At 58.6% G+C, this 12,318-nt stretch carries 12 protein-coding genes and 1 riboswitch; all 12 genes read right to left on the reverse strand.

The features are described 5' to 3' along the window. Window positions 1-2: 2 nt before the first annotated feature. The 12 genes from lfiI to lfiN all read right to left on the reverse strand — a co-directional run bounded on the left by lfiI (window position 3) and on the right by lfiN (window position 12,318). Window positions 3-1,331, reverse strand: coding sequence for a lateral flagellar FliI-like assembly ATPase LfiI (gene lfiI, locus AAHA41_RS11260; RefSeq protein WP_041210148.1), 1,329 nt, complete (start codon window positions 1,329-1,331; stop codon window positions 3-5). Beyond that, complete coding sequence (gene lfiH, locus AAHA41_RS11265) at window positions 1,324-2,016, reverse strand: lateral flagellar assembly protein FliH (RefSeq protein ID WP_041210147.1); 693 nt, start codon at window positions 2,014-2,016, stop codon at window positions 1,324-1,326. The genes lfiI and lfiH overlap by 8 nt, the downstream gene beginning before the upstream one ends. A gap of 12 nt (window positions 2,017-2,028) precedes the next feature. Beyond that, entirely contained in the window at window positions 2,029-3,057 is a 1,029-nt protein-coding gene (fliGL, locus tag AAHA41_RS11270; RefSeq protein ID WP_323068646.1) for a lateral flagellar motor switch protein FliGL, read from the reverse strand. Next, the gene (fliFL, locus tag AAHA41_RS11275) at window positions 3,044-4,792 is read right to left on the reverse strand and encodes a lateral flagellar M-ring protein FliFL (protein ID WP_323068705.1); all 1,749 of its coding nucleotides are present in this window, start codon (window positions 4,790-4,792) and stop codon (window positions 3,044-3,046) included. The genes fliGL and fliFL overlap by 14 nt, the downstream gene beginning before the upstream one ends. 17 nt (window positions 4,793-4,809) lie before the next feature. Next, window positions 4,810-5,136, reverse strand: coding sequence for a lateral flagellar hook-basal body complex protein LfiE (gene lfiE / locus AAHA41_RS11280; RefSeq protein ID WP_082035417.1), 327 nt, complete (start codon window positions 5,134-5,136; stop codon window positions 4,810-4,812). Window positions 5,137-5,147: 11 nt separating this feature from the next. Then, entirely contained in the window at window positions 5,148-6,410 is a 1,263-nt protein-coding gene (gene lafK, locus AAHA41_RS11285) for a lateral flagellar response regulator transcription factor LafK (RefSeq protein WP_323068706.1), read from the reverse strand. 249 nt (window positions 6,411-6,659) lie between these two features. After that, a riboswitch (cyclic di-GMP riboswitch) is annotated at window positions 6,660-6,747 on the reverse strand. 197 nt (window positions 6,748-6,944) lie between these two features. Next, window positions 6,945-9,020 carry a lateral flagellar biosynthesis protein LfhA gene (gene lfhA, locus AAHA41_RS11290; RefSeq protein WP_033115427.1) on the reverse strand — a complete coding sequence of 692 codons (2,076 nt, stop codon included), beginning with the start codon at window positions 9,018-9,020 and terminating at the stop codon, window positions 6,945-6,947. A 3-nt stretch (window positions 9,021-9,023) separates the two neighbouring features. Next, on the reverse strand, window positions 9,024-10,160 hold the full coding sequence (gene flhB / locus AAHA41_RS11295) for a flagellar biosynthesis protein FlhB (protein WP_071913351.1): 1,137 nt from the start codon (window positions 10,158-10,160) through the stop codon (window positions 9,024-9,026). Continuing rightward, complete coding sequence (lfiR, locus tag AAHA41_RS11300; protein ID WP_071913349.1) at window positions 10,157-10,939, reverse strand: lateral flagellar biosynthetic protein LfiR; 783 nt, start codon at window positions 10,937-10,939, stop codon at window positions 10,157-10,159. The genes flhB and lfiR overlap by 4 nt, the downstream gene beginning before the upstream one ends. Next, on the reverse strand, window positions 10,936-11,205 hold the full coding sequence (lfiQ, locus tag AAHA41_RS11305) for a lateral flagellar biosynthetic protein LfiQ (protein ID WP_041210142.1): 270 nt from the start codon (window positions 11,203-11,205) through the stop codon (window positions 10,936-10,938). The genes lfiR and lfiQ overlap by 4 nt, the downstream gene beginning before the upstream one ends. Window position 11,206: 1 nt before the next feature. Further along, window positions 11,207-11,941 (reverse strand): flagellar type III secretion system pore protein FliP, encoded by a 735-nt coding sequence (fliP, locus tag AAHA41_RS11310; protein WP_042030105.1) that lies wholly within the window; start codon window positions 11,939-11,941, stop codon window positions 11,207-11,209. Further along, window positions 11,941-12,318, reverse strand: coding sequence for a lateral flagellar motor switch protein LfiN (gene lfiN / locus AAHA41_RS11315; RefSeq protein WP_033115432.1), 378 nt, complete (start codon window positions 12,316-12,318; stop codon window positions 11,941-11,943). Before lfiN ends, fliP begins: the two co-directional genes overlap by 1 nt.

A 12,318-nucleotide genomic window follows, 5' to 3' on the forward strand; every position in this document is an offset into this window, starting at 1 on the left:
GATTACCTGCCCAGAACCTGCTTGAGCCCAGCCACGACCTGAGCCAGCGGGGTCTCTTCATGGATCCCCTGCTGCAGGAAGGCGGCAATGGCCGGGTAACGTTGTACCGCTTCGTCCATCTGGGGATCTGCCCCCGGTTGATAGCCACCGAGCGGCAGCAATTCGCGCACCTGTTGGTAGCGCCCCCACAACTGACGCAAGGTGACCGCCAGCTGCTGCCAGTCGGTCGGCACCACTTGCGGCATCACCCGGCTCACCGAAGCGCCGATGTCGATGGCCGGGTAGTGCCCCTCTTCTGCCAGACGACGGGTCAGCACTATGTGACCATCCAGAATGGCACGGGCCGAGTCGACCACCGGGTCCTGCTGATCATCCCCTTCCGCCAACACGGTGTAAAAGGCACTCAGGCTGCCATCAGGGTGGGTACCGTTGCCGGCCCGTTCCACCAGCTGGGTCAGCATGCTGAACACCGATGGCGGGTAGCCGCGCGTCGCCGGCGGCTCACCGATAGCCAGTGCGATTTCGCGCTGGGCCTGGGCGTAGCGGGTGAGGGAGTCCATCAATAGCAGTACATCCTGGCCCCGCTCACGAAAATATTCGGCAAGACGATGGCAGAGCTGGGCGGCACGCAACCGCATCAGAGGGGATTGATCAGCAGGAGCGGCCACCACCACCGAGCGGGCCAGACCTTCCGCACCGAGACTGTGTTCGATGAACTCGCGGACTTCACGACCCCGTTCACCAATCAGCCCCACGATGACGATCTGTGCCGTGGTGTTGCGAGTCATCATGCCGAGCAGCATGCTCTTGCCCACGCCGGAACCGGCAAACAGGCCCAGTCGCTGTCCCTTGCCAACCGTCAGCAAGCCATTGATGGCACGGATACCCACATCAAGAGGTTCACGGATCGGCGTGCGCAGCAGCGGATTGGGCGGAGAAGAGAAGAGTGCAACACGCTCCCCCTCGTCACGAAGAGGACGGCCATCCAGCGGCTGCAACAGCCCATCGACAACCCGCCCCAACAGATGCTCGCCGACCCTGATTGTCTCTTCGCCATCGATTGGCAGCACCCGGGCTCCGGCGTAGAGCCCCCCCATCGGCTGCAGCGGCATCAGATAGGAGATCTCCCGGTTGAAACCCACCACCTCTGCCAACAGAGACTCGCCGGATGCCGTATCGACCCGGCAGCGCTGCCCCATCACCAGCTGGCAGCCGATTACTTCAAGGGTCAGCCCCGTTACGCGAACCAGTCGGCCATAGCGGCGAAAACCGGGCACCTCGTCAAAGCAGTCGAGCGCCGAGGTGAGCGCCTGTTGCAGAGCTTCATGCATGCTGCGGCAGTTCCAGCGTGCTGTTCAGCTGCTCGATGCAGGAGGCAAGGCGCTCGCCGGTATTGACCTCGATCACCGCTGCTCGTGTTTCGATGCGGGCATCGCCAATGGCCAGATTGGGGTCTACCTGCAACGGCCACCCTTCGCAGCGGGTGACTCCCTGTTCGGCCAGACGCTGGCGATCCCCCTCATTGAGATAGATGACCAGCTCTTCCGAAGCGGCAGGCAGAGTCGCCAGCGCCTGCTCCACCTGATTGAGTACCTGCTGGGGATTGAGGGTAAATTCGGCCTGGATAACCCGCTTGGCCACCTGGGCCACCAGCTGGGCAATCAGCGCTTTCTGCTCCTGCATCTTTACCCGGGTCAGGGATTCCCACTGCTCCTGCAGCCTGGCAAAGGGCACCATGGCCTGATCGAAAGAGGCGCGCCCCTCCGCCAAACCCTGAGCGAATCCGCGGGTTTGTCCCTGCTGCAGCCCCTTGGCCTCCCCTTCCACCAGACCGCTGGTCAGTCCCTGCTGATATCCGGATTGATACCCTTCGTCGTGACCTTGCTCCAGCCCCTGCTGATAACCAAACTCGAACTGCTCCTGCTGACTCTGAGCCTCTTCCCCGCTCTGCCCCAAGGCCGGAAAGCGGTAGAGCCGGGTCGGGCCGGGCATCAACTTGCGCACATAGTGACTCATCAATGCCCCCTGTTAGCTGACCGTCGGTTCTTCGAACAGCTGGAACTCGAGCTCGCCCTGCTCCACCAATTCGCGGACCAGCTGCATGATCTCCTCTCGGGCCTGCTCGACCTTGCGCAGGGAGACGCTGCCCTGATGCTGGATCTGATCTTCCAGTGCCTGAGCCATCCGCTTCGGCATGGCACCTAGCACCACCTTGCGGAAACTGGTCTCGGTATTCTTGAGGGCCAGCGCCAGCAGCTCGCTCGGGATCTCCTGCACCAGACGCTGCAGGGTTTCGTCGCTCTGGCGACGCAACGTCATGAAGTCGAACATGTTCTTCTCGATTTCCAGCGCCATGTCACCATCGTGTTCACGCAGCAGCGAGAGCATCTGCTCCTTGTCGCCCTGATAGCGGTTGAGAATATCGGCAACCTGCCGCACGCCATTCACCTTGGCTCCAGACTGGTCAGCAACATAGGCAAGACAACGATCCAGCGTCAGCCTGAGTTCACCCAGAACATGCTCGCTGACACTGCTGAGACTGGCGACCCGCACCAGCAGATCGTCGTGCACCGAGCCGGGCAGCTCATCCAGTACCGCGGAAGCAGTCTGGGGTGGCAGGAACGCCAGCAGCACCGCCTGCATCTGCGGGTGCTCATTGCGGAAGAAACGGGCCAGCACATCGGCAGGTACCCACTGCAACCGCTGGATATCCTGACTCATCACATCACCGTAGAGGCTGTCGAGCAGGCTGCGGGAGAGACGCTGACCAAGGGCCAGGTCGAGAGTCTGTTCCAGATATTCGCGGGAGGCGCTGCCAATCCCGCTCTGTTCACGATACTGGTTGAAGAACTGCTGCAAGGTCCATCGGGCTTCCATTGAACTGACGCCGGAGAGACCGGCCATCTTGGAGATAAGGCGCTGCACTTCATCGCGGGAGAGCTTTTGCATCACCTTGGCAGCAGCCTCCGTCCCCATGCTCAACAGCAGGATGGCCGCTTTCTCAAGGTTGTCGATATCGATATCGACGGCTTTCTGGTTCAGGTTAACGTTGTTCATTGCCACTTACCCATGCTCTCACCACTTCCGCTACCCGAGCGGTATCTTTGTCAACCAGCAACTGCAGATGCTTGAGTTGTACTTCCAGCTCGGAACCCGGCTCCGGCAATGCCTCCAGATCCAGAGAAGAGAAGTGCGGCTCCCGCTCGTTGTCGGAACGGATCAGACCATTGCTCATCGGCGGCGCCGTCAGGGCAACATCATCATCCCGCCGCATGGAGAGACCCACGGTCGGCTCCAGCTCATCATCCAGCTCGTCAGAGAGCGTCTCTTCATCCGGTGCCTGCTGGGTGCGAACCAGATGCTTCACCAACGGGCGGATACCGAAGAAGACCAGCGTCAGGCCAAGCAGACCGCCCACCAGATAACGGAGCGAATCCTGCCAGTAAGGGGTCTCCCACCAGCTTGATTCGGGCGGAGCAATCGGCGCAGCGCCGGTGAAGTCGAACACTTGCAGACTGATCTGGTCTCCACGAGCCTCATCAAAGCCCACCGAGCGCTCGACCATCTGCCGGATCTGCGCCAGCTGCTCATCATTCCAGCCATCTTTCGGGGCGCTCTGATGATTGAGCAGTACGGAGACGTTCATCTTCTCGAGCCGTCCCTGCTGATAGCGGGTGTGTACTATGGTGCGGCTGTTTTCGTACTGCTTGCTGACCTCCTGCCGCTCGGTGCGGGAGTCATTTTTCTGATTTTCCGTGGTGGCTGCCGCGGTCTGATTCTGGGTCGCCGGATCACTCTTGGGCGCCGTTTCGGGAGGACGATTGGACAGTGCGCCGGGGATACCCAGTGCCAGCGCATCGATGGTTTTGTCCGATTTGCTCGACTCCTTGGTCACCACCCCTTGTGGATCCAGCTGCTGCTGGGTCTCCTCCACCGCATTGAAGTTGACGTCTGCGGCGATCTGCACCCGGAAGTTGCCGGTGCCCAGCATGGGATAGAGCATGTCGCTGGCACGCTGGCGAATGTACTGCTCCAGCTTGCGCACATACTCCATCTGCTGCACGCTCTGCTTGCCAAAACCGGCCTTGTCGCCGAGTTCGGCACTCAGCAGCTGGCCAGCCTGATCGACAATGGTGACCGCCCCCGGTTTCATGCCGGAGATACTGCCTGCCACCAGGTTGGCAATGGCCTCGACCTGGCCGGGCTCCATGGTCTGACCGGGTTGCAGATCGAGCATGACGGATGCACTTGGCTTCTCCTCATCACGACCGACAAAGAGAGTGCGTTTGGGAATGGCGAGATGGACGCGGGCACTGCGCACCGCATCCAGCGAAATGATGGTACGCGCCAGTTCGCCTTCCAGTGCATGGCGATAGCGGGCACCTTCCATAAACTCACTGGTGCCAAGACCGGTGACATTGTCCAGCCCCTCCAGACCCGCCGGCATGGCCGCTCTCACCCCTCTGGCCGCCAAGGCCATACGAACATGTGCCAGCTGATTCTCCGGCACCAGGATCTGGCCAGAACTCTTCTCAAGCCGGAACGGCACCTGCTCCTTCTCCAGCATCTCCATGATGTTGGCGGTATCGTAGAGCTCCTGCTTGCCGTAGAGGGGGACGTAGTTTTTGCTGGACGTCCACAGAATGACGACGATTGTGCCGGCAACGATGGCAGCCAGCAGAGCAATGGTCAGGATCGATTTATTGTCACGGGAGAGGCTGCGCCAGTTGCGAAGGCCCTCCTGCACGCGTGTTCTGAAGGAATCCGAAGCCCCTTGCGGGGACGTTACCAGTTCAGTCATCACTTACCTCAGAGCGGCATGCGCATAATGTCGTCAAAACCGGTCATCAGCTTGTTGCGCACCTGCATCAGGGCTGAAAAGCTGAGACCCGCTTTCTGACTGGCCACCATGGCCCCGACCAGATCATCGCTCTGGCCGGCATCAACAGCCGTCATCATGGCTGAAGCCATGTTCTGCTGTTCGTTGACTCTGCCGACAACGTCGCGCATGGCGTCGCTGAATGACACATTCGAGAGATCATTGGATTCGATGGAAGGAGCCTGAGTGGCAACTCGTTGCATCTCCTGCATCTGCTGCAGAAGCGTTGCCTGTGATGACATCATTTCAATCTTCACGCCGTTATCCCTTAGTTTTGAAGCTGCTGCTCGATATCAATGCCCTGCTCACGCATCGCCGCCAGCTTGTATCTCAGAGCCCGGGTGGTCATCCCGAGCGCTTCTGCCGTGCGGGTACGATGGCCACGGAAGCGGCGCAAGGTCTCTAGTACAAATTGAAATTCTGCGTGCCGACGTGTCTCGCTCAACCCTTCCGGGGCGGAAAGAACTTCCGCCAATCCTTGTTCGGGTTCCGCGACATAGCTGGGCAGCATCAAATCGACCGCTTGAATATGCAATCCGCGAGCCATGATTAATGAACGTTGAATGACGTTATCGAGCTCCCTGACGTTGCCCGGCCACTGATAAGCCAGCAGTTGCTTGCGGGCACTCTCGCTCAGGCGATACCCCTGCTGGGGCGCATAGCGTTCGATGAAATATTCAGCCAGCGGCAATATGTCGTCGGGACGCTCGCGCAGTGCTGGCCAGTTCATCGGCAGCACATCGAGGCGATAGAAGAGGTCTTCCCTGAACTGGCCGGCAGCCACCAGGGTGCGCAGATCCTTGTTGCTGGCGGCGATGATCCGCACATCCAGCGCGATGGTCTGATGGCTACCGAGGCGCTCCACCTCACGCTCCTGCAAAACCCGCAACAACTTTGCCTGCAGCGACAGGGGCAACTCGGAGATTTCGTCGAGCATCAGGGTTCCGCCCTGCGCCTGCTCGAACTTGCCGGGCTGCGAACCCGTCGCGCCGGTGAAGGCCCCCTTGTTGTGGCCAAACAGAATGGATTCGAGCATGGACTCGGGAATGGCGGCGCAGTTGATGGCGACAAACGGCTTGTGAGCACGGCTGGACATCTCGTGGATATAACGCGCCAGACGCTCCTTGCCCGTTCCCGACTCACCACCGATAAGAATGGTGGCTGCCGTTTTGGCTGCCCGGCGAGCAAGCTGCAACACTTGCAGGCTCATGGTCGAGACGGCGATCAGGTCTGGAATGGCCTGCCGCAGACGCAGTGCCCCCTTCACCACATCCAGCATCTGCTGCCCCCCGAAGGGCTTGATGATGTAGTCAATGGCACCGGCTCGCATCGCTTCTGCCGCAAGATAGGCCTGACGCTCATTAACCAGGATCACGCAATCAATGCCGCTAAAATCATGCACCAATTGAGGACCTACTTCGGTCATGAGATCCATGTCGAGCAGGATTAAATCAACGGAACGACTGCCGAGAATTAATTTCGACTTGCGAATAGAGTCACAGCGGGAAACAGCATATCCCTGTGCTGCCAATATTCCTTCAATATCGTTCCCATCGGCCATAGATGAGCTGATTAACAATAAATGGGGATCTTTCCCAAGACTGGCCGGTCTTGAGCTTTTTTTGATAGATACATCCGAAAGCATATGAACCCGAACCCGTGATTGTGGATAAAACAATCAACAGAACTGAAATGCCGAAATAAAAGACGCAGAGGTACGCTGGCGCTTCTAACGAGCACCTAGATCAAACCAGTGTTATATCAAGGCGGTAACAATGGCCTTGGCAACCCCGCTATCATGAGCATTCCTGCTTTTAGACCGGAGGCTTTGCGTCCTGACTTTTCAGTTCAGTTTGCCTTTTTCATGCGACTGCCCGTATTTGGACAAGACAGCACCAAATTAGTGGTGACTGCTGAGTGACACATGTGAATTGTTATATTTGTTATTTATCTTTGACGACTTACTGCGTCAAAAACAGTCACATCATAACGGCTTACAATTACAATTCAAGTAGATAGGCGGAATATATTCTTCCCATTTGCCTATTAACATGGCAGCCCTGTTTCAGCCTAGCGTGCCAATAACCTCCACTCTCAACTCTTCCGGTATTTCATTATATGAGAGCACTTTGAGACCTTTTGCAAAAGATCGGGCATAACGCGCGATCAAGGGTCTAAGTTGCGGCATCACGACCAGTACCGGGGCATATCCTTGCTGCTGCAGCTGCTCTTTAACCAGCGGCATATTTTGCTGCAACTGTGCCAGCAGTTGCGGATCAACCGGAAAACTGTCCAGCTGGATTTTCCCCTGCTGCTGCGACTGGTTCATGGCCGCCAGCAAGGTCTGCTCAAGGCGGTCATCGAGCGTGAAGGTGGCAAGCACATCACGGCTGCCAATCGCCTGTCTCACAATCTGGCGCTTCAAGGCACAACGAACATCGGAAGCAAGCAGCACGGGATCTTTGGTCAGCTCGCTGGCATCGAGCAGGGTTGTCGCCACCGTGCGTATATCGGTCAGACTGACCTGTTCCTTTAGCAATTGCCGAAAAACTCGCAACTGCTGCATCTGGGTCAGGGCCAGATTGAGCTCCTCCGCCAGACGGGGTGACTGGGCCGCAAGATGTTGCCCCAGCTTGCCCACCTCATCATGACCGAAGAGGGCATCAAGCTGCTCACGCAGCAGCTTGCTGGCGTGGGTCGCGATCACCGTTGCCGAATCCACCACCGAATAGCCAAGATTCAATGCCTTGGCCTTGTTCTCCGGTGAAATCCAGACTGCGCTCATGCCATATGCAGGATCCTGGGTCAGCTCCCCATCCAGCGAGCCATAGGTCTCGCCGCTGCTGATGGCCATCAGACGCTGACAATCGACATTGCCGGACGCCAGTGCCACACCGGAGAGCTTGATTCGGTACTGATCGGGCTGCAGCTGCAAATTGTCGCGAACCCGGATCTCGGGCAGCAGAAAACCGTACTGCTCCGATAGGGTTTTGCGAATACCGCGCACCCGTGCCAGCAGCTCGGCGCCTTTGTCAGCTTCCGCCAGCGGCACCAACCGATAGCCCAGTTCGATAGCAACGGTATCGACCGGCGGCAGATCCTGCCACTCCAGCCCTTGTGGTTCCGGCTGGGCAATCTGGCGAGCCAGCTCCTGCGCGGCATCCAGATCCGGGGTATTGACCGCCCGCTTGCTCACGCTCCAGCCGGTCCAGGCCAGCACGGCGGCAAAGCTGAGGAAGGCCAGCATCGGCATGCCCGGCACCAGCCCCAGTACCAGCATGATGGCAGCGGCAGTGTAGATGACGCGGGGAGACGCCAGGATCTGGTCACCCACCTGATCCGCCATCTCACCTTCATCGCTGACCCGGGTCACAATGATGGCGGCAGCGGTAGACATCAGCAGCGAAGGGATCTGGGCCACCAGACCATCACCGATGGTCAGCAGGGCATAGCGCTGGAAGGCTTCGGCAACCGGCAGGGCATGCTGGAAAATACCGATGGCAAGGCCGCCCACCAAGTTGATGATAAGCACCAGCATGCCGGCAATCGCATCACCGCGCACAAACTTGGAGGCACCATCCATCGCCCCGTAGAAGTCGGCTTCACGAGCAATCTCGTCCCGTCGCGCCCGCGCTTGGTGCTGATCCATGGTGCCGGCATTAAGGTCGGCATCGATGGCCATCTGCTTGCCCGGCATCGCATCTAGGGTAAAGCGGGCAGACACCTCGGAGATCCGCTCCCCACCCTTGGTGATCACCACAAAGTTGATGATCATCAGGATCACGAAGACCACCAGACCCACGACATAGTTGCCGCCGATCACCACCTCGCCAAATGCCTGAATCACCTTGCCCGCCGCTTCATGGCCCTCATGGCCATGCAGCAATACCACGCGGGTCGAGGCCACGTTGAGCGACAGCCGCATCAGGGTTGCCACCAGCAACACCGTGGGGAAGACGGAGAAGTCGAGAGGGCGACGCGCCGATACGGAGACCAGCAGCACCAGTACCGCCAACACAATGTTGAAGGTAAAGAGGGCATCCAGCAGCCAGCCCGGCAGCGGCAATATCATCATGGCCAGAATGGCCAGCAGCATCATCGGGATCGCGGTATAGGATTGGGTCAATACACGCCAGTTCACAACTTACCTCTCAGGTTGACGTAATTCGGGCGGCACATGCAAAGGAGCAAGCGGGTTTGGCTTTCGCCCCTTGCCGGCCTGATACGCCCTCAACTGCAATACATGATTCAAGACATAAGCCACCGCGGTATAGAGACCCGCCGGCACTTCCTGATCTATCCGGGTGGAGTAGTAGATGGCACGAGTCAGCTCCGGCAGACTCATCACCATCTTGTCGTGCTGTTTGGCCACCTGACGGATCCGCTCAGCCATGCCATCCACCCCCTTGGCAATCACGAACGGGGCATTGGCACGCAGGGGATCATATTTGATGGCCACCGCGTAGTGAGTCGGGTTGACGATGATCACATCAGCCTGTGGTACGCGCTGCTCGATACGGGCGCGAGCCAGCATGGCCTGCACCTGACGGATCCGAGCCTTGATTTCCGGGCGACCTTCGCTGTTCTTGTGCTCATCCTTGACCTCCTGCTTGGTCATCCGCAACTGCTTGTTCAGCGACCAGCGCTGATAGGGCACATCCAGCACGGCGATCAGCATCTGCACGCCACCAAGCAAGATGAATGCCTGAGATAGGATCCGCAGCGCCTGCTCCATGGCGGCCTGGGGTGGCATCCGATTCATCATCAGCAACGTGGGCCACTGATGCTGGAGCAGAAGCGCCAGCGTAGAGCCAATCAGCAGAATTTTCAGTACCGACTTCAGCAGCTCCATCAGGCTGTGGCTCGAGAACATCCGCTTGAGCCCCTTGAGTGGGTTCAGCTTCTCGGCACTGGGGAAGATCTTCTTCCAGGTCAGTACCATGCCCCCCGGCAACGAGCTGAGCAGGACCAGCATCAGAGCCAGAAAAGCAAACAGCGGCAGCAGCACCCACAACATGTTGAGCAAGGCTTCCGCCGTCCAGTGCACCATCATTTGCGGATCCCTGGCTCCTTGCCAGTCGAACCGTTGTGGCCGTTTCATCAACTCGGCGAAGAAGCGACCAAAGCTGGGCACCATCCACTGCATGGCAAAGCCGCCGAGCAGCAATAGGCCCGCCGAACTGAGCTCCTTGGAGCGCGCGATCTGACCCTCTTCCCGTGCCTTGCGCAGTTTTTGGGAAGAGGCCTCTTCGGTTTTATCCTGGGCGCTGTTCTGGCTCATGAGGGGGTCAGGGCTCTCAGTTGTTCCAGCACGTGAGTCACCAGCTCAAGGTAACGGGAAGGGACTCCGCTGATTGAGATAGCCATGGTGAGCAGCCCGAGCAGCAGCGTCATGGGGAAACCAAGCGAGAAGATGTTCAGCGAAGGGGCCGTCCGATTCATGACGCCAAAGGTCAGGTTGACCATCAACATGGCAACCACGGCAGGCAGGGTGAGGATCAGTGCCGCGCCGATACACCAGCCGAACAGACCGACCACCCCTTTCATGTCGAGCAGGTCGAGGGAAGAGCCGGGTGGCCAGCTGCGCAGGCTCTGCACCAGCACATCCAGCGTCACCAGATGGCCATTCAGACCAAGAAACAGCAGTGAGCAGAAGACCAGCATCAACTGGCTGACAATGGGCGCGGTGTCACCATTGCTGGGGTCATTCATCACCGCCATCGCCAACCCCATCTGCATGGAGAGGATCTGGCCAGCCATGGTCATGATCATGAACAGCATCTGGACGCAGAGCCCGAACAGCAGCCCGAACAGCAGCTGCTCAACAGCCAATACCAGAGCACCGGTGCTGAAGGGGTCAACGACAGGCATTCCCTTGAGCATGGGGGCAATCAGCAGGCTGACGATCAGCGCCAGCAGCAGACGAACTTGTGGCGGCACCCGACCGTCACCGAATACCGGCATGACCCAGAAGGCGGAACCAATCCGCAGAAATGGCCACCACCACTGCCCCAGCCAGGCCGTCAGATCGGCAGCACTGAGGGACAAGAGGGAGTTCATCCGATGAGTCCGGGTATCTTCAAAAACAAGTCGTGGAACAGGGTTGTGATCTGCGATAGCAGCCAGTTTCCGGTGAAGATGAGTGTCATCAGGGTCACCAGAAAACGGGGTAAAAAGCTGAGGGTCTGCTCCTGGATCTGGGTCGCCGCCTGAAACACACTGACGACCAAACCCACAATCAGCCCCGGCACAATCAGCACGGAGACCATCACCACGACGAGATTGACGGCGCCGCCAACCAGCGCCACGCTCTGCTCCGGCGTCATGTCAGCCTCCTCCACCAAAACTGGCGGCAAGGGTTCCGACCGTCATCGACCAGCCATCGACCAGTACAAAAACCATCAGCTTGAATGGCAAGGAGATGATCAGCGGCGAGAGCATCATCATCCCCATCGCCATCAGCACGCTGGCCACCACCAGATCGATCACCAGAAACGGAATAAACAGCATAAAGCCGATCTGAAATGCGGTATTCAACTCACTCAATACAAACGCAGGCAACAGCACCCCGAAAGGAACATCCTGCTTGGCCACCGTTGTTGGTTCACCGGAGATGCGCAGCATCTGTTCCAGATCCGGCTCGCGGGTCTGCGCCAGCATAAAGGTACGCAGCGGTTTCTCTGCGCGAGCAACCCCTTCCGACAAGGTGATCTCATCCCTGTCAAACGGGACAAAAGCATTCTGGTATATGTCGGTCCAGACCGGACGCATGATAACCAGAGTCAGGATGAGGCTGATCCCGATCAGTACCCGGTTGGGAGGACTCTGCTGCAAACCGAGCGCCTGCCGCAAGATGGCCAGCACTATGATGATCCGGGTAAAACTGGTCATCATCAGCAACAGGGTCGGCAACAACCCCAGCACTGTCATAAAGAAGAGGATCTGCAACTTGATGTTGTAATCCTCGCCACCTGCTGCCCCCGGAGCTACCGAGAACAGGGTCATGTCAGCCCCCCAGCCAGGCAGGGAGAAGAGCAGCAGGGTCAGCAGCAGGTAACGCATCAGTCGTCCATGCCACCCAGCAGTTTGGCATCGATGACGTCAACCAGACGCAAGCCATACTTGCCGTTGACGACGACCACTTCCCCCTTGGCAAGCAGGCGGCCATTGACCCGAACATCCAGCGGCTCGCCCGCCAGTTTGTCCAGCTCAATCACGGCGCCCTCTTCCACCCGCATCAGGTCACCCAGAGGCACTTCGGTACTGGCAACCTCGAGGGTCACCTTGACCGGGATCTGGCGGAAGAAAGAGAGATCCCGCTGCTTGCTGCTACTGGTCGGCGCCATGTAGTCGGCGGCACTGGGCATGCTGATATCGTCACCAAACAGTTGATCCAGTCCATCCAGATCCAGCGGGTCATTCATATTGTGCTCGCTCAT

This window comes from Aeromonas sp. SER, from assembly GCF_038739615.1.
GTDB lineage: Bacteria > Pseudomonadota > Gammaproteobacteria > Enterobacterales > Aeromonadaceae > Aeromonas > Aeromonas jandaei.